The following is a 17,739-nucleotide window of genomic DNA, read 5'->3' as shown; positions in this document are numbered from 1 at the left end:
CAAATCATTTTCTTTTATCTACAGCACCTTTACTGGGTTTACAGATTATTGTCTGACATTCAATCTTTGCAGATGCAAATCCCTTAGACATTGCCAAACTAATCTTTTTTAAGTTTGCAGATTTTTGTGAAAATGCAATTATTGATGGACCTGCACCACTAATTGTTACTCCTAATGCTCCTGCTTTTAGAGCATTTTGCTTTACTTTAACATAACCTGGAATCATATGTTGTCTTGCGGGTTCAACTATTACATCCTTAATTGAATTTCCAATTAGTTCTGGATCTTTTTTCATAAACCCTGCAACAATCGCAGAGGCGTTAGATATGTTCAAAATACTGTCTGTTAATTTTACTTTTTTTGGAATAACTCCTCTTGATACTTTGGTTTTCTTTTTTGGAACATCAAGTTTTGGAACTGCAACACACATTCGAAGATTAATTGGAGGATCTATCCTAATTACCTCTAAAGGATTAGTTTTCACAATAACAAATCCTCCTAAAACAGATGCAGCGACATTATCATAATGAACAGTTCCTGCACTAGCTTTTTCACCAAAACCTGCAAATTCTACCAGAGTGTTTTCATCAAGTCCAAGTCCAAACAATCTATCAAATGCTACTGCAGTAGCCGCTGCTGATGCAGCACTACTACCCATTCCAAATCCAGCAGGAACTCCTTTTTTTATTTTAATTTCAATTCCTTTTTTTATTTTAAATTTGTTTTTCATATTTTTTACAACTAAACCGGCTGTATTATTTTCAGGATTTGTAGGAATATCATCTTGAGTAATTATTGTAATTCCACCTTTTGTTTTAGTCAGCGTAATTTCATCATAAAATGCATCTATTGCCAATCCAAAAACATCAAATCCTGGACCTAGATTTGCAGTTGACGATGGTGCTTTTATAGAAATTGATTCCATTAATCTTCCACCTCTTCACCCAAATTAAGAATTCTGCTTAACGCACCTTGGAGATTTACAAGACCTTCTCCTGTTACATTAGAGATTGGAATCAAACCTTGAGCAAAGCCACCTAGATTCAAACCTCGTAAAATATTAGTTGTCAATGAGTATGTATCACCGTCTGCTTCTTTAGCAATTGCATTTTCTAACGTATTCAAATTTGTTGACCATTGTAATATTTCTTTTAATTTGTCTTGAATAAGATCTATTTTGGTAACTACATTAATTGTAGATAAATTCAAACGTAATCTTATTGATGTTGCAAGAAGTGCAATTGAAACAAAATTAACTGGAGTGGTAACCAGAGCACCATCGAAGAGAAAAATATTTGTTTTTTCATCTGATGAAATATTTTCCACAAGAAAACGACCACTGGAACGATATGCAAATAACTCAATTTGACCTGGTGTATCAACAATTAGATAATCGGGATTTATTCTATTTACTTCATTCTGAATATCATCAATTTTTGATGCAATCAAATCATTTGCCATTATCATGGCACCGTTTGGACCAAGATCGTATTGATGCATTATGGATACAATATCTACATAATCTCTAACATCAACATCACAAGTATATGGTATATTTTCTACACCAGGATCTAAATTCAAAACGGCTACAAACGCTCCATTTTTTGTATAATAATCATGTAATTTTGATGTAAGTAATGATTTTCCAGAACCAGCTGTACCAGAAATAAAAATTGTTTTCAAACCTGTCTGATTCTTTATTTGCTTATATTTCAAACTAACTTGATTATCTGAATTCTCTAAGAAATTCCAAATTGGTATTAAAAAAATTCATAATATTCCACCTTCTCTTTATCTAATTCTTTTTTTATTTTATTTGTGATTGAAAGTATATCTGAAAAAGAAAATTATCTAAAAGATTTAGTGTTAAAACTCCTTAGAGAAAGAAATCTCTCAAATTTTGATATGCTAGACTCGTTATTTGCAGAACTAAAACAAGACCTTGAAAACCAACCCAAAAATATGAATTAAATCAATTTTTCATGCCTAATTTTTACCGTGTATGTTTTGATGACTAGGCGTCTAGTCAACTTTCATATTTGAATCCTCAAAAAAATTATCAAATGAACTGGAGACTTGTTGCTATTCCTGTTACTCTAATTCCTATCTTCATAATAGCTATTCAATTCGATATTCAATTAGATGATTTGCTGGCAATCGGAATATTTCCATTTGTTGGTGCAATTATAGTAATGATGATCAAATTAGGTCTGCAGGGAATCAAATTTGCATATATTACGAGAAAATATCTTGGAAGCTTTGACTCATTTTTCAAATTAACTGGTGTAAGAATTGGAAGCGAATTCATCAAATTTACAACTCCTATGTTTGTTGGAGCAGAATTAGTTGTGATCTATTATTTACACAAGAAGGGAGTCAATCCAGCAAAAGCAGCATGGATTGCCATTATGGATATAGTAACTGAAGTATTTGCAGCAGGGTTGCTATCAATAATGGCGGGAATTATTGCTTTGTTAAATGGCGCATATGTAGTAGCAGCTGTTATTTTAGCCGTTAGTATTGTTATTACATCTTTATGGATGGTGATGTTCTTTCTTTCTTCTAAACGTACATTTCAAGTTCCAAAAATACTAGAAAATTTGACAAAAAGATTCGGAAAAGAAAAAGGTGCCAAAGCCATTAAAAAAACAAACACTTGGATGGAAGAAGTATGTACTATGAGTAGAGAAAATCTAAAAACTCCTGAATCGAAAAAAATCTTTACAATTTCATTCTTGTTTTCACTTGCATCTTGGTCATTTTATGGAATTTCTTTTATGGTTATTGCAATGGGAACAGGATTTGTCATTTCTTCATTTGATTCTATAATGGCTGTAATGGGAGCAAATGCAATTGGAAACTTGCCAATCACTATTGGTGGATCAGGGCTTGCTGAATTTGGAATTGTTGCATATCTAAATAATTTAGATCCATTTGCATTTGAAATATCTGAGGACATTGTTGGATGGAATTCCGTTATTGGCTGGAGAATTGCAACATACTATGTACCCATAGTAATTACTTGGCTACTTTTAGTAAAGTTAGCCTTAAGTAAAATATCAAAATCTTGAATAAAGATTTCTTGTTTATATGATAAAAATCCATTATAGAAACCACTTTATCTTCTAATGATTTTTTTTGATCTGTGAATTTCAAAAATAAAGTAGTTCTAATTACTGGCGCATCATCTGGAATAGGTAGAGAAACTGCAATAGAATTTGCAAAACTGGGTTCAAACATAATTTTAGTTGCAAGAAAAATAGATAAGCTTGAACAAGTTGCAAATGAATTAAAAAAATTTAATGTAACTACATTTGTTTGCCAATGTGATGTTTCAAAAAAGGAGCAGGTTAAAGAAATGTCAAAAATAGTTTTAGAAAAATTTGATTCTATTGATATTTTGATAAATAATGCTGGATTTGCAATATATGGTTCTGTTTCTAGTCTTTCTATTGATGATATAGAATCACAGATGGAAACGAATTATTTTGGTATGGTTTACTGTATCAAAAATTTTCTTCCATCAATGTTAAAGAAAAAATCTGGTCACATAGTCAACATTGCATCTGTTGCAGCAAGTTTTGGTTTACCTGGAATCGCTTCATACTGTGCATCCAAATTTGCAATGTTGGGATTTTCCGAAGGTCTTAAACATGAATTAAAAAATACTGGAATAGGAATTACAGTTGTTAGTCCAATTATGGTAAGAACTAACTTTTTTGATCATTCTTCATTTGAAAAAATGCCAAAATATTCACCAACATCCCTTGATGCTAAAACTGTTGCAAAAGCAATTCTCAAAGCCGCAAACTCTTCACGATTAGAAATTGTTGTACCCTCAGTTGTACGTGGAGCAATATGGATGAAAAGCACATTTCCTTTTTTTATCAATCCAATACTAGGAAAATCATTCAAAAAACAGTTAGATTGTACAAAACAGAACTAAGTTTATTCTTCTAGATCATCATCTGCAGCTTCACTTGAGCCCACATCTAGCAATTCCAATGATTTTAATTCAAATTGATAAATTGCATTCATCTCTATTTCTTTTTCTTTTTCAAGATATTCTGAAACTTTTTTACTTAATGGAGCCTTATGTTGATCAAAAGTAAATTCATACACAACTCCTTTTTCCAAATCGTCAATTTTGATCTTTTTAGATAAATCCATTGTTACTATGTGTCTCCCATCTTCAACCGGATCGTATAACTGGGCGTCTATCTTATTGTCTTCATTATACATTTCTAAGACATATCCTGTCTTTTTCATCTCTTGAGGCTTCTGAAATTTTGCATTTTGTATTTCGTCTGTAACCCAATCAGGAATATCGCCTTCTTTCTTTTTTACCATACTATACTCACTCTAGCTTTCAGCTTTTTCTTTTTTACTTTTTGACCACCACTCTAGATAGTCATCATGTTTGTCATCACGTGTTCTTTCTCTTTGATTTAATTTGAATCTTATATCGGAAATCTCTTCTCTGGTTGCGTATAATCCACACCGTTTACAAATGAAATGTCTTCTGTTTTTTTCATCCATTTTCATTGGAATGTCAATTTCATCAAATAATTTGAATAAGGCGTCTCTACTCCTTTCTTCTTCAGGAATCTCTTCCTCATATTTTGCTTCTATTTTCTTTTTTTCTCGTGATGTACATTCTGGACAGTTAGGCACTGTTGATTTTGCTTAATTTTTTCCATAAAAGCGTTCCCACATCTTTACAGATCGATATTCATCTGACACGCGGATTTTTTCATCATCCCTTGCGGTCCGTTCGCCCATCGAAATCCCGCGTGCCAGATGAGCAAAATTCCAAAAATAATCTATTATCTCTTTTCTTCCAAAATTTCAGCGGCAATTTTTGCCGAATTTTCTGCTCCATTAGGAACAAATTTTTTTGAAAACTCGTCCAAATTTCCTTCAAATTCTTCGTAATTATTCTTAATCTTGTATATTGCATCAATTACTTGAGTTGTTTTTGTAGCAAGTATCCCTAAATTCTTCTCTTGTGCCCATAAGATATTGTTTGTATGCTCATCATAAATTGGAATCCCGATTATTGGCTTTGATTTTCCTCCCATTATCTCACCCATTACTGTGTGTGAACCATTAACTACTGCATATTTACACAAATTCAAAATCGTATCTTTTTCCTGCTCTGAAAGAAAACCAATATCGATTTGAATCCAATCTACTTTTTTATCTAATGCTTCTGAAACTGAATATTTATTACCGTTTTTTCCTATTACTGAATCAATATTTGGATCATTTCTTGCATGTGAAATAACCCTTTTTTCATTTCTCATATTATCTTGATGAAAAACTTTTTCATATCTCTGCCCAGTTCCATCATTTGTAGATTTATTTCCTGTTCTCATCCAGTATCCAAATTCATTGTTCTCGACCAATTTCTCAAGATCTGTTTTTTCTTCATTTTTAATTTGTTTACTAGTAAACTGTCCTACATAGACAACTTTTTCTTTTACATCATCCGTTAAATTTAGATTGTATTCACACATTGTATATGGTGGTGGTGAATCTGCAACAAGAATTTTTGTTGCTTTTGCAATTTGTTTTGCTACAAAAATTAATGATGGATACAGATATGCTCTTGAATTGTATAATTTTGGTCTAAATTGATTTGTTATAAATAAACTTGGAATATTTCGATTTTTAGCTATGATGTTTGAACCCATATCCCCATCATTGATCACCAAATCAAATCTTTCTTTATTGTACAGTTTTCTTTCTTCCCTCAAATAATTTGCAATCTGTCTTACTAATGGAGGATTTTTTGAAATTGGTAATAATAGATTCATCAAAGACATTGTAACGCTTGGACCAAATTTCCCATCAATTGGGGTTGGCATTAAAATCTCGTGAATTTTTTCTTTTTGCTCTGGAAATTTTTTTAATAATTTTTCATAAACATGATCCTTGCTTGAAAAATGAACTTCAAATTCTTCTTTAATATGATCTCCTAATACTTCATTTAGCCTCATCATTCTAGAATAATGACCACTTCCCCATGGATAGATGAATTCTCCTATTTTGAGCACAATATGGAACAAATTATGCCGTTTAAATTCTCAGTGATTTTCTTCAAATGAATCTAAAATATCATGAACATTGTTAGGTCCTACCTTAACTGAAATCTTTTTCTTTGTTCTGATAGCAAATTCCATTTCTTTTTTTGCAAAATCCGGAACTTCATTAGAAGTGATTGTGACTATATTTTCCAGTTTTTTGAGATTTCTTTCTAATCCTATCTCTTTTGCGTCATCAAACAAATTTACATCCACTCCAGAAAGTGGAATTATTGGGATTTTCTTTTTCTCAAAGACAGATTTTAATGAATTATCAATAAAGTCTGAAGAAAAAACTAGTGGTGATAAAGCTAATGATATGCGATTGTATGAATACTGTAACATTATTTCTAAAATTGAGTTAACATAAATCAAATAATTTTTAATTCCTGTTGGTTTGATTTTTAATTCAAAGAACTCCAACTCTACATTGTCTTGTGCTAATCGTGGTAGAATTTGATTAATAATTTTTGCAAGATTCTGCAATTCTGATTTCTGTCTGTAACAAATGATTATTCTAACATCATTTCCTTGCTTAATTGTTTCAAAACATGAAACAGCTGATAATTCATCATATATAGCACAAATTGTTTTCTGACTTTCTACATCATATGGAATTCCATTGTTTCCTTTATCCGAAAAAATGCAGATATATGCATTATTTTTTGTCAAATACGAATACAATATTTTATCATGATTTTCATCAGTTCCAGGATGAGCTCCAAGATTTTGTTTTCTTTCTATAATGTTTGATGTCGCAGCAATTTCAACATCTTTAGTTAGAAATCCTTTTGATGTTCCTTCCACTTTAACTAGAAATTTTTCTCCCTTAAGCAGTAAATTACCGCCTACATCAGTAATCTCTGAAACAATTCCTTGAAAATCATTTTTTATTTGTCTTGCAATAGCGATTTTTTCTATTCCAAATAATAAATTTATAGCAGATGATGCAAATACAGGATCATTTGCATCAACTAAAATAATATTATCATCACGTTTGACTGATTTGAATTGCTGATTTTTTATCTTAAGAATTTTTTTTATATTTGTAATTAATTGCGGAATTTTATTTTTTGAAAAAATTGTTGGAAAAACTACTACATAAGATATTTCGGCCATATTTTTTAAATTAAAATATACTTGTTTATAATTTAGGATAAAATTTCGGGTAATCAATATAAAACAAATACTTTATTGAAAAATGTGAAACAATTCACACAAGAGCAAGTAGATGAACTAAACTCCAAAATTAACACGACTGAAGAAGCACTTCAGTGGGTATCTGATAACCTTCACCCAAAAGTTGCAAAGGCATCCAGTTTTGGCGCAGAAGACGCAGTAGTAATGGATATTATGCTAAAAATTAATCCTAAATTTCGTTTCTTTACACTAGATACTGGCAGACTTCCACAAGAAACCTATGATATAATAGACATTGTCAGTAAAAAATACAATATTTCAATTGAAGTCTTGTTTCCTGATACAAAGGAAGTAGAAGATATGGTTAGAGAAAAAGGAATGAATCTATTCTATGAAAGCATAGAAAATAGAAAACTATGTTGTGAAATTCGTAAAGTTCATCCAATGAACAAAATGCTGAAAACTTTGGATGGATGGATAACAGGATTGAGACGTGAGCAGACAAAAAATCGAGAAAATGTAACCATGTTTCAACTTGATCACGGACATGGCGGTATTCTAAAAATTAATCCAATTATTAATTGGACTTGGGAACAAATCCAAGAATATATCAAAAAGAATGATCTCCCATACAATAGTCTTCTTGACAAAGGGTATCCGAGCATTGGCTGTGAACCATGTACTAGGGCTGTAAAACCTGGAGAAGATATTCGTGCAGGAAGATGGTGGTGGGAGCAAGGAGGAAACAAAGAGTGTGGCCTTCATATAGACCCTGAATAGAGAAATAACATGTCAGAAGGCAACTCGATTAAACCGCATGGTGGAATACTGGTAAATAGAATTGCTAAAGTTGATCCTACTGGACTATTCTCAATAACAATTACAGAAGATCTTGCAAATGATGTTGAAAACATTGCCGATGGAATATTCAGCCCACTTGAGGGATTTTTAGGAAAACAAGACTTTGAAAGTGTTGTTTCAAGAGGAAGACTGGCAAATGATTTAGCTTGGACCATACCCATAGTTCTTGATGTTGATGAGCAAACTGCTTCTAAAATGAAAGAATCAGGTGATGTATTATTAAAAAACCCAGATGGAGTTGGAGTTGCAGTTTTACATGTAGATGAAACATATTCTCTTGATAAGGAAAAATTTGTGCAAGGAGTGTATGGTACAAATGATAACTCACATCCGGGTGTTGCAAAGACAATGTCAATGCAAGATTATTTGGTTGGCGGCAAGATTGATTATATTCAAAGACCTAGTGATACTGAAATTAGAGAAAATAGATTAACTCCAAAACAGACACGAGAAGCCTTTGCAAAGGCAGGATGGAAGACAATTTGTGCATTTCAAACCAGAAATCCTCCACATGTAGCACATGAAATGCTACAAAAAACATCAATTACTACACGGGATGGCGTATTTGTAAATCCAATTATTGGAAAGAAAAAATCAGGCGATTTTGTTGATGAAGTCATTGTAAAATGCTATGAGACCATGATAAAGTTGTACTATCCAGAAAACAGATGTATTTTAGGAACTTTACACACTGAGATGAAATATGCAGGTCCAAAAGAAGCGATTCATCATGCAATAATGAGGCAAAACTATGGATGCACACACATCATTATTGGACGAGATCATGCGGGTGTAGGAACATTCTATGATCCATTTGCTGCACAAAAAATCTTCTCTGATTATCCGGAATTAGAAATTGCTCCTGTATTTTTTCCACCATTCTTCTATTGTAGAAAATGTCTAACATACACAACTCCAAAAGCATGTCCACATGGTGATGATGATAAAGAGCAAATTAGTGGAACCAAATTAAGAGAAATGATTCAAAACGGTCAAGCACCTTCTGAATTTATTCTAAGACCCGAAGTTGCTAAAGTTATTTTAGATCATCCTAAACCTTTTGTTGATTAGATTTTTATTCAATCAAATTTGTTCTAGCTTGTGAAATATGTTTTTCTTATTCTATCTCTAGGATTTTTTTTCACTCCTGTTTTTGCTCAAGAGTTAACTAATCCGTCATTAATCATAAATACAATAGAGATTCCCGCAGGTGAATTTAACACAATTCTGCGAGATGCACCAGTTATAATGCTTGATGACGTACATGCTGTTAGCTGGCAAGTAACAATTGATAACAATCTACTTTATGCAAATCCTAATGGAAATGCTGTTCTGAGACTATATGATAAAGAGACTCCTGATGAGTTTATTGAAGTCGGAATGGGTTCACAACCTGATCACAAGTTTTGGGTTGCGGTTCAAACTCCAAAAGAAGGATACGTTGTTGTCCATAAAGATCTAGATAGAGGTTGGTATCCACAAGCAAAATCCATCGTATCATTTACTGATACAGCAGGATTGACCGTCAATAATGGCGCAAGAATTGTAGTTACCAATCTGGATATTGGTACATTTGTAATTGACTCGTATTCAGTTTATGGAATGGAAGATTCAACCGATCCTCCAGCGATCAATTCTGGAGTAATGATCATAGAATTTCTATCAGGTGATCCTGCAAAGAATACGTTTGCAATGTTGCCTTTTTACATGGCAGCAGCAATTGGGATAATAGTTGGCATATTATTTCTAACTAAGAAACGTTCTTAGATTTGTAATACTTGCACATTTTTTTAATCTTGCATACATCACACATTGGAGAAATTGGTTTACAGATATTTTGACCATACATTACAAACGTATCATTAATGTCTATCCAATATTTTTTTTGAATTTTCTTCATTAGTTCCTGCTCTGTCTCCTCTGGATTTTTGGTATCCACCAATCCTAATCTGTTTGAGATTCTATGAACATGAATATCAACTGGAATTGCGGGCTTTTCAAATGCATATACTAGAACACAATTTGCAGTCTTTCTTCCAACTCCTGGCAGCTGCACCAAAGTATCTAGATTATCTGGAACTTTTCCTTTGTATTTTTTATCAATAATTTTTGCAACTTCTATGATTCTTTTTGATTTTACATGATAGAATCCAATTGATTTTATTATTTTCTCTACGTCCTTTATTTTCGCCTTTGCTAGTTCTTTTGGATTTTTGTACTTTGAGAATAATGCTTTTACAGCCTTTGTTGTAGCTTCGTCTTTGGTTCTAGCTGAAAGTATTGTTCCAATTAGAATGCTAAATGGACCAGTTTCTGCATCATGAAGATCTTGTAATGCTGTAATTCTTGGTGGCTTTACAGAATTCATTGTATCAGTCATTCCACGAAGAATTTTTTCCATTTTCAACGAAAATCTACGTACAAGTATTATAACTGTAATAACAAATTATCTCGTTGGAATTAACTAGAGAAGAAGAATCTGCATTAAAAGGCGAGCAAGGGGAAATTATGCAGATGGCATATAGAATTTTAATTGCAACAGGAGAGGCGACAGATGCAGAAAAATTAATTCCAATAGAATGGGCACACCTTTCAGGCGTAAATTATAATACAATTGGGGATGCCGGAGAAGAATTTCTGTCAAGTATTAGCAAAGACGCACGAGTCACCGTAAAAACTACCCTTAATCCAATGGGATTTGATATTGACAATGTAATAAACTATGGATTAGACGAAAATTTTATCTTAAAGCAACTATCAATTAGAAAATCATATGAGACAATGGGTGTAATCCCTTCTTTCTCGTGCATTCCTTATGAAATTTTTGAGATTCCAAAAGATGGGACTCAAGTTGCATTTGCAGAAAGTAATGCAGCAATTCATGCAAATTCATATGATAATCTCAAAACAAACAAAGAAAGTGCATTCAGTGCACTAGCTAGTGCGTTAGTTGGAAAAAGTCCTTATTCTTCAATAAGAAAAGACGACACTCCAAATGTTACAATTAACATGAAGATAAAAAATCCAAACGAACTGACATATGGAATGCTAGGATTCTTTGCAGGAAAAGTTGGAGATACATCTGTAAATATTTCAGGACTCGCTGAAATGGATAACAGACAATGCAAAGCAATGTGTGGTGGAATGGGTACATCAGGAACTTGTGCCAAATTCATTTTCAGTGATGGTGATTCTGATTGTGAAAAAATAGATTTTGATGAAAAAGAGATGCAAAATGTACATGATGAGCTAAACACTGCTGAAAAAGGTGACATGATTACACTTGGCAGTCCTCAATTGGGATTGGATGAAATTTCTGATCTTACAAATATGCTAAAGGGAAGATCTTTTCAAAAGAGATGTATGGTTTTTTGTCCGAGGACCGTAAAAGAGCAAGCAAGAAAAATTGGATACACAACAGAACTTGAACGTGCTGGATGCGAAATTCTCTCTGATTGTTGTACATGTTTGACTCCGTTGATTAACAAAGATAATGTTGATTCTGTTACGACAAATAGTATCAAGGGTGCATTTTATCTTAAAAACTCCAACGGTGTAGATGTAAATCTGAAATCCTTATCACAAATAATTCAAGATGAAACAAGATGAAAGTTCTAGTTGCGGGAAAAGTAGAAGGGACTGTTTTAAAATCTGAAAATCCAATTAATTTCCTAGGAACAGTGGACAAAAAGACTGGAATAATTAGTGATAACAACCATGATTTGTTTGGCAAATCAATTAAAGATGCAATTCTTGTATTTCCATCGGGAGTGGGCAGTAGCGTTGGTGCCTATACTATTTATTCAATAAAATCAAACAAATCTGCACCCCTTGCAATGATTTGTAAAAAGGCAGATCTCACAGTAGCTACTGGATGTGCACTGGCAAATATTCTATTAATAACAATTTCAGATAAAGAATTTGACTCTATTAAAGATGGAATGAGAATATCTCTGGATACTGATTCTTCTAATCCAATTCAGAATCAGTGAATTTTTCTATATCTAGATCTCCAATACTAATTTCCTTTATCTGACTTTTACCGGAGGGTAAGACACGAACAAACTCGTCAAGATTGATTTTCTTCACGATGTCTTCATACATTTTTAAAAACTCTATTCGAATTTTCTTTGCAACATCCACTAATTCTAATCCATGTGGTTCAATTATTGCGTAACAAATAGATTTTTTCTTGATTGGATCTGGGGGACCACACGTTAACACATAATCATCATCTTGAGGAATAATTCCTACAGCTAACTTGAGAGTATCTGATTTGATAAAATTTCTTTGCCCTTCTATTGTAAAGGAACCTTTTGGAAGAAACTCTCCGCTTGGGGCTGATTTTTTTACTTGTTCTGGATTTACCCAAAAGGCACTCACACCATACATTCCTTCTTTCCAAGCACGACTGAAACATACAGTGGCATGAGCAACTTCATTCATACTTCTATCTGGAGCATTTTGTGCTTCTTTAAGGATGAAGAATGGAGAACCAAAAATATCCCCATGAAATATCTTGTCATTTTTTACCAAGTGCTTTCTAACTACTGCAGAATTTGATGCTGCATCTCTTCCACCAATAGCAAGTAAATCATCAGATGTAAAGAACCACCTATACCTTTCATACCAATTTTTTTTCCTAATTTCTGAAATCACAGTGATGTCTTTTTCAGATTCTGTTTTGTTTTGTAATTTTTCCAATTTTTTCATTGTTCGTTCTTTGATTTCCTGGATTGATTTGATTGCACCTGATTGTTTTTTGGCTTCATTAAATAGTACGGATGCAATAGATTGAAGAGGAGCTTTGGTGTTGATCTTTATTTTTTCATCCTGAATTACAATTAATGGAATCCCTTTTTCAGTAATTAATTTTGCATTATTATTAGCTAAAATCTTATGAGCAGAATTGTCTTCAATTGATACAATTCCATGTGAGACCATTTCAAAAAGGGAATTTGCTACATTTGTAATGTTTTTTGATCTTTCTTTTACTGTCTCGATTGCTTTTTCTTGCTCTGAAATCTGAGTTTCCAGTTCTTTTATTTTTTTATCAGATCCGCTTGACTGAATTGATTTTCCTTTCTCAACAATGTTTTCAGTAAAAACAGTATCTAATCCTTCTATGAAGCTATTTGCCTTAATTACTTCGCCTTCCATTTTTCCTAATCTTACTGGAAGGACTTCAGCTTTTCCATTTCTAACAATAATTGGATCATGATTTCCTGATACAATATCTGAAACAATTTTTTTTGTTGTATCAAAAATTCTCTTTGTCTCTTCAGCAGTTAACAAATTACCGATTTTTTTACCATCAACATTTGAAATCTCAAAAATTCCTTCAACATATTTTTTTGGTAAACCCAAGGTTCTACCAAACCATTTTGCACAAACTAAATCAGTGGTTTTAAGATCTTCAAAGTCTGATTCGGATATGTTAAAAATATCTGTTCCACTAGTAGGTGGTTGTACATAATCTAATCCTACACTAAGTTTTCTATGTCTGACTTCTATTGAATGCTGCAATGCTAAAATCTTCATATCATTGTTGCAGAGCAAAATATTTCCATCTCCAAAAAATTCCCCTACTAGAACAAATTCTTTTCCAAATCCTTCAAATGTAAAATATGCAATTCTTTCTGCACCTATTTGTTCTATTTTTTTTAATTTCAATCGAAGTAGATCACTTCGTAGTCTTTTGAGCAATCTATTTGGTTCCATTTGATCGATTTTTACTTTGGTCAGCCACACTCCTGAAGTTGAAATCATCATGAACAGATCACTTTTTTCAGTATGATGAAGCTTGAAGAGAATGCTGTCCTTTGTAATTCCGTAAATGTTGCTAATGTAATAATCCTGAACTTGTTCTGAAATCTGATTTACTAAATACCGTAGTTCTATGCCCGATAATGTCATGGTTATTGTGTTTTATATCTAAAATTATACCCTTGCTATACTATTCCTTTGACCAAAGATATTAAACATGGTTTGCCTGAGTCACGCTAGAAATTTACTTTGGCAAAATTCAAAAAGAAAAAATCTGAACCTACTTCAGGACCTGAAGATTCTAAAAAAGAATCTAGTGAAAATCCAGTTGATATTCCTGAAACGGAGAAATCTGAACCTACTTCGGAGAATCCATCATCTGAACCACCAGTCAGTGTAGCTGAGAAAAGCGAGAAAGATAGAAAACTAAACAAATTATTTTGGATGCGTGTTGCATTGGCAGTAATAGCAGGAACTGCTGCAACTTTTATCTTTGAAGATATAGAAGGTGAAGACAGAAGATGGGCATCAATTGCGTTTATGATTATGGTGTTTTTTGGAACAATTATAGTTGCAAAGGGAATGAAAATGCAATTACCTTCTTCAGATAGAAAGAAAATTGTCACACAAGCAATTGGCAGTTATGTTTTCTTGTACTTGTTTACATGGATTGTAACATATACGCTAGTCCACGCAGGAAGTGTTTCAAGTGGAATTAACATCTAAAAACAAATGAAGATTGTATATGTGGAATTACAAAACGCCTGGAATTCCTGATGAATATTTTGAGAGAACAGAAAATGTTCCAATCACAAAAGAAGAAGTAAGAACTATACAAATCAGCAAAGCTAGATTAAAACCAGGCCAAACAATTTATGATATTGGATGCGGAAGCGGTTCTATATCTGTTGAAGCTGGCTTTCAAATAGAATCAACAGGCAAGGTATTAGCAATTGATCATGATGAGAATGCAATAGAACTAACAAAAAAAAATATGAAAAAATTTGGATTATCAAATATTTCAGTAATATTTGGAGATGCCAAAGAAAAGATAAAAGATCTTGAAGAGGCTGATGTAATATTTATCGGAGGTACTGGAGGCGATACCAGAGATATAGTTGAACTTTCTGAGAACAAGCTAAAATCAGGCGGCAGAATTGTAATTGGTATTATTCTAATTGAGACACTCTATTCCGTACTGCAAATATTAGATAAATTACAGTTTGAGTCAATTGATATCACCCAAGTAACCATATCCAAGAGTCGAAAGACTAGTACCGGAACTATGATGCTTGCAAGAAATCCTGTCACCATAATTTCTGCTACTAGAGTGTAATCTAGATTTTTAATTGGGAGAAAAGTGATTCTTTTCATGCCTGGATTAATTGGAATTGGTGTTGGTCCTGGGGATCCAGAATTACTTACAGTCAAGGCAGTAAATGCAATAAATAATGCAGACATCATCATGTGTCCAGCTTCTAAAGAGGACAGACCCAGCATTGCGTTGTCAGTTGTTTCATCATTAATTGATAAATCAAAAAATCAACAAATTGTAAAACTAATCTTTCCAATGACTAAAGACAAGGATATTCTGGAGCAGACATGGAAAAAAAATGCAAAGATAATGGCTGAAACTGTTTTGTCAGGAAAAAATGTGGTATATCTTACAGTAGGTGATCCATATTTGTACAGCACTTGGATATACATGCACAAGGATCTCAAAGAAAATTATCCCGACATGGAGATTAGTGTGATTCCTGGAATTGTTTCCATGTTTACATTTGCATCAAAGGTAGGTGTAAGTATTGCTGAAGGTGCAGAAAAAGTTGCAATAATTCCATCATGCTATGATCTGTCAAGTGTAAAAGAAATTGCAAAGAATTCTGAGACTATGGTATTTTTAAAAGACGGAAGGTACTTTGATCAGGTGATTCAAGTTCTAAAGGAATCTGGATTTCCCGATGACTCTATCTTTGCAATAGGGCAAGATCTTGGAACAGACCATGAAATTATTCGGAAACTTACATTGGGTGAAGTAAATGATGATACATTAACTACAAAATATTTCTCAATCTTGGTGGTAAAGCGTGTCTGATGTATTCTTTGTAGGCTGTGGTCCCGGTGATCCTGAACTAATCACAATAAAGGCAAAAAAACTGATTCAAAAAGCAGACGTCGTAGTTTATTCTGGCTCTTTAATTCCTGAACCTATCTTGAATCTTTGCAAAAAGGGAAATCTTTTTGATGCTGCAAAACTGGTGAGAGAGGAAATTTTTGACTTGCTGTACAAGAATGCAAAAAAAGGCAAACTTGTTGTCAGATTGCATGATGGTGATCCTTCAATTTATGGTGCGATAAAGGAACAGATTGACAATCTTGAGAAAAACGGAATAAACTCTGTAGTTGTTCCAGGCGTAACTGCATTTTTAGCCTCAGCTGCAGCACTTGGAACTCAATTGACACTTCCCGGTGTAACTCAGACAATCATAGTTACCAGGGCAGAATCTCGAACCAAAGTACCCAAACGCGAAAGCATCTCTGAACTTGCAAAACACAAAGCTACGTTGATCTTTTATCTTAGTGTCCATCTACTTTCTAAATTAGTTAAAGAAGCAATTGAAGGCGGATACAAAAAAACTACACCCGTTGCAGTAGTGTACAGAGCAAGCTGGGAAGATCAAAAGATTGTCAAGGGAACTCTGGAAGATATTGCAAAAAAAGTCAAAGATGAAAAAATTACTCGAACCGCAATTGTGATTATTAGTGATGTAATTGATCCTGAATCATACGAATATTCAAAACTGTATGACAAAAACTTTAGCCATGGCTATAGAAAGAAAAAATAAAGAAAAATAAAAACAGATTTAGATGTCTAAGGTCCTACTGCGTCTGAACCATCAATTGTGATATCCCAGTTAACAGTTAACTGATCACCTGGATTCATGGTTACTGTTGATGGGAAGTTCTTCAATGCGAATACTCCTCTGTCTGCACCAGTGGCTGTTTGATTAAACAAGCCTGCTGCATTAATTTGGTTTCCAGTTTGGGATGCTCCTGAATCATACGTGAATTGATTTGAAATTCTTTGTACTGCAGGATCAGAGTCGCCAGTTGAATTTGTGAATGTACCCAAAGTACCTGCTACTGCATTTAATCCATCGCCAACCGTGATTTCAGCTGGAAGCACTGTGTTTGCAGTTGTATCTGCTAATGCTGAACCGTTACTGATACCAATAACTGTGTATTTGCCTAAACTAGCTGCGGTTGCAGCAGTACAGCCACTGTTTGCTCCAAATAGCAACATTGCAGTACAGTTTCGTCCATCATTTACAATTGCATTATCTGTTTGTTGATAAGAAAGAATATTTCCTTCACTATCAGTGTGTATGACTTCGATATGTCCTAGTATACTTGAACCTTCTGAATATGAAGATGCGGTATTACTTTGCAAATCAAATGTACCATCTGAAAAGTTTAATCCAACCATTCCGACTGCAAATGTGATTGCGGCTAACATACCAATGCCTGTTGCGTTTTTCATTGAAATCTTGTAGATAAATTAACTTATAGGCATTCTGGTAAATTTTTCTGAATATTAGCTCCAAAATGGATCATTTTGGAAATAACTATCCTCCTGAAACTCCTACAGATTCCTCTAATCCTATTGTAAATTGTTTAGGCTCAGTTTTAACATCGTCGCTGGAAACTTCATTGCCAAATTCATCCATTGATTCTTTATTATTGCTATCTGAACTAATGCCTAAAACTGATAATGCACCAATCCCAATAATTGCTACAATAATTCCGATAATTATTACTTTATTCATAATTTTTTAATCTACATCTAGTATAAAAAGACTGAAATAAATTTTTCTATAGGTGAATA

General features: G+C 33.2%; 22 protein-coding genes. 12 read left to right on the top strand and 10 right to left on the bottom strand.

Annotation, left to right across the window (positions count from 1 at the left end; translation table 11 throughout):
• Positions 1–4 precede the first annotated feature (4 nt).
• Both OO712_RS10490 and OO712_RS10485 read right to left on the bottom strand, forming a co-directional pair.
• Positions 5–925 carry a homoserine kinase gene (locus OO712_RS10490; RefSeq protein ID WP_109877618.1) on the bottom strand — a complete coding sequence of 307 codons (921 nt, stop codon included), beginning with the start codon at positions 923–925 and terminating at the stop codon, positions 5–7.
• Positions 925–1,683 carry a PRK13768 family protein gene (locus tag OO712_RS10485; RefSeq protein ID WP_109877669.1) on the bottom strand — a complete coding sequence of 253 codons (759 nt, stop codon included), beginning with the start codon at positions 1,681–1,683 and terminating at the stop codon, positions 925–927. The genes OO712_RS10490 and OO712_RS10485 overlap by 1 nt, the downstream gene beginning before the upstream one ends.
• Positions 1,684–1,818: 135 nt before the next feature.
• Between OO712_RS10485 and OO712_RS10480 the strand changes: the two genes are divergently transcribed.
• The 3 genes from OO712_RS10480 to OO712_RS10470 all read left to right on the top strand — a co-directional run bounded on the left by OO712_RS10480 (position 1,819) and on the right by OO712_RS10470 (position 3,946).
• The gene (locus tag OO712_RS10480) at positions 1,819–1,971 is read left to right on the top strand and encodes a hypothetical protein (protein WP_200829113.1); all 153 of its coding nucleotides are present in this window, start codon (positions 1,819–1,821) and stop codon (positions 1,969–1,971) included.
• A gap of 92 nt (positions 1,972–2,063) precedes the next feature.
• A complete protein-coding gene (locus OO712_RS10475) occupies positions 2,064–3,071 on the top strand; it encodes a lysylphosphatidylglycerol synthase transmembrane domain-containing protein (protein WP_109877619.1) in 1,008 nt (335 codons plus the stop codon).
• A gap of 74 nt (positions 3,072–3,145) precedes the next feature.
• Positions 3,146–3,946: an SDR family NAD(P)-dependent oxidoreductase gene (locus OO712_RS10470; RefSeq protein WP_109877620.1), complete on the top strand. Its 801-nt coding sequence runs from the start codon at positions 3,146–3,148 to the stop codon at positions 3,944–3,946.
• A gap of 2 nt (positions 3,947–3,948) precedes the next feature.
• Here OO712_RS10470 and OO712_RS10465 read toward each other — a convergent pair whose 3' ends face one another.
• The 4 genes from OO712_RS10465 to OO712_RS10450 form a co-directional block, all read right to left on the bottom strand.
• The gene (locus tag OO712_RS10465) at positions 3,949–4,350 is read right to left on the bottom strand and encodes a hypothetical protein (protein WP_109877621.1); all 402 of its coding nucleotides are present in this window, start codon (positions 4,348–4,350) and stop codon (positions 3,949–3,951) included.
• A gap of 12 nt (positions 4,351–4,362) precedes the next feature.
• Entirely contained in the window at positions 4,363–4,674 is a 312-nt protein-coding gene (locus OO712_RS10460; protein WP_109877622.1) for a hypothetical protein, read from the bottom strand.
• Between the two features lie 152 nt (positions 4,675–4,826).
• The gene (locus OO712_RS10455; protein ID WP_109877623.1) at positions 4,827–6,059 is read right to left on the bottom strand and encodes a glycosyltransferase; all 1,233 of its coding nucleotides are present in this window, start codon (positions 6,057–6,059) and stop codon (positions 4,827–4,829) included.
• Between the two features lie 30 nt (positions 6,060–6,089).
• The gene (locus tag OO712_RS10450) at positions 6,090–7,205 is read right to left on the bottom strand and encodes a thiamine biosynthesis protein (protein WP_109877624.1); all 1,116 of its coding nucleotides are present in this window, start codon (positions 7,203–7,205) and stop codon (positions 6,090–6,092) included.
• 84 nt (positions 7,206–7,289) lie between these two features.
• On the opposite strand from OO712_RS10450, the gene OO712_RS10445 reads away from it, so the two are divergent.
• The 3 genes from OO712_RS10445 to OO712_RS10435 are packed head-to-tail and all read left to right on the top strand — an operon-like array spanning position 7,290 to position 9,854.
• Positions 7,290–8,006, top strand: a complete 717-nt coding sequence (locus OO712_RS10445) for a phosphoadenylyl-sulfate reductase (RefSeq protein WP_109877625.1) — start codon at positions 7,290–7,292, stop codon at positions 8,004–8,006.
• A gap of 9 nt (positions 8,007–8,015) precedes the next feature.
• Positions 8,016–9,158: a sulfate adenylyltransferase gene (sat, locus tag OO712_RS10440; protein ID WP_109877626.1), complete on the top strand. Its 1,143-nt coding sequence runs from the start codon at positions 8,016–8,018 to the stop codon at positions 9,156–9,158.
• A gap of 30 nt (positions 9,159–9,188) precedes the next feature.
• Positions 9,189–9,854: a hypothetical protein gene (locus tag OO712_RS10435; protein ID WP_109877627.1), complete on the top strand. Its 666-nt coding sequence runs from the start codon at positions 9,189–9,191 to the stop codon at positions 9,852–9,854.
• Here OO712_RS10435 and OO712_RS10430 read toward each other — a convergent pair.
• Positions 9,838–10,488 (bottom strand): endonuclease III domain-containing protein, encoded by a 651-nt coding sequence (locus OO712_RS10430; protein ID WP_109877628.1) that lies wholly within the window; start codon positions 10,486–10,488, stop codon positions 9,838–9,840. The genes OO712_RS10435 and OO712_RS10430 overlap by 17 nt on opposite strands.
• A 53-nt stretch (positions 10,489–10,541) precedes the next feature.
• Here OO712_RS10430 and OO712_RS10425 point away from each other — a divergent pair, with 53 nt between their 5' ends.
• Both OO712_RS10425 and OO712_RS10420 read left to right on the top strand, forming a co-directional pair.
• Positions 10,542–11,696 carry an aconitase X gene (locus OO712_RS10425; protein ID WP_109877629.1) on the top strand — a complete coding sequence of 385 codons (1,155 nt, stop codon included), beginning with the start codon at positions 10,542–10,544 and terminating at the stop codon, positions 11,694–11,696.
• Positions 11,693–12,079: an aconitase X swivel domain-containing protein gene (locus OO712_RS10420; RefSeq protein WP_109877630.1), complete on the top strand. Its 387-nt coding sequence runs from the start codon at positions 11,693–11,695 to the stop codon at positions 12,077–12,079. The genes OO712_RS10425 and OO712_RS10420 overlap by 4 nt, the downstream gene beginning before the upstream one ends.
• On the opposite strand, the gene rqcH is transcribed toward OO712_RS10420, so the two are convergent.
• Complete coding sequence (gene rqcH, locus OO712_RS10415) at positions 12,057–14,003, bottom strand: ribosome rescue protein RqcH (RefSeq protein WP_109877631.1); 1,947 nt, start codon at positions 14,001–14,003, stop codon at positions 12,057–12,059. The genes OO712_RS10420 and rqcH overlap by 23 nt on opposite strands.
• 99 nt (positions 14,004–14,102) lie before the next feature.
• Here rqcH and OO712_RS10410 point away from each other — a divergent pair, with 99 nt between their 5' ends.
• Genes OO712_RS10410 through cobM form a run of 4 tightly spaced genes read left to right on the top strand, consistent with a single transcriptional unit; the run spans position 14,103 to position 16,699 of the window.
• Positions 14,103–14,579, top strand: a complete 477-nt coding sequence (locus OO712_RS10410) for a hypothetical protein (RefSeq protein ID WP_109877632.1) — start codon at positions 14,103–14,105, stop codon at positions 14,577–14,579.
• Between the two features lie 19 nt (positions 14,580–14,598).
• Positions 14,599–15,189 carry a precorrin-6Y C5,15-methyltransferase (decarboxylating) subunit CbiT gene (gene cbiT / locus OO712_RS10405; protein WP_109877633.1) on the top strand — a complete coding sequence of 197 codons (591 nt, stop codon included), beginning with the start codon at positions 14,599–14,601 and terminating at the stop codon, positions 15,187–15,189.
• Positions 15,190–15,225: 36 nt separating this feature from the next.
• Entirely contained in the window at positions 15,226–15,948 is a 723-nt protein-coding gene (gene cobI, locus OO712_RS10400) for a precorrin-2 C(20)-methyltransferase (RefSeq protein WP_109877634.1), read from the top strand.
• Positions 15,941–16,699 (top strand): precorrin-4 C(11)-methyltransferase, encoded by a 759-nt coding sequence (cobM, locus tag OO712_RS10395; RefSeq protein ID WP_109877635.1) that lies wholly within the window; start codon positions 15,941–15,943, stop codon positions 16,697–16,699. Before cobI ends, cobM begins: the two co-directional genes overlap by 8 nt.
• 26 nt (positions 16,700–16,725) lie before the next feature.
• On the opposite strand, the gene OO712_RS10390 is transcribed toward cobM, so the two are convergent.
• Complete coding sequence (locus tag OO712_RS10390) at positions 16,726–17,394, bottom strand: hypothetical protein (RefSeq protein WP_109877636.1); 669 nt, start codon at positions 17,392–17,394, stop codon at positions 16,726–16,728.
• Between the two features lie 85 nt (positions 17,395–17,479).
• Positions 17,480–17,680, bottom strand: a complete 201-nt coding sequence (locus tag OO712_RS10385) for a hypothetical protein (protein ID WP_109877637.1) — start codon at positions 17,678–17,680, stop codon at positions 17,480–17,482.
• Between the last annotated feature and the right edge of the window lie 59 nt (positions 17,681–17,739).

Source organism: Nitrosopumilus zosterae (assembly GCF_025998175.1).
GTDB lineage: Archaea > Thermoproteota > Nitrososphaeria > Nitrososphaerales > Nitrosopumilaceae > Nitrosopumilus > Nitrosopumilus zosterae.
This window is presented reverse-complemented; position numbering and strand designations above follow the sequence as displayed.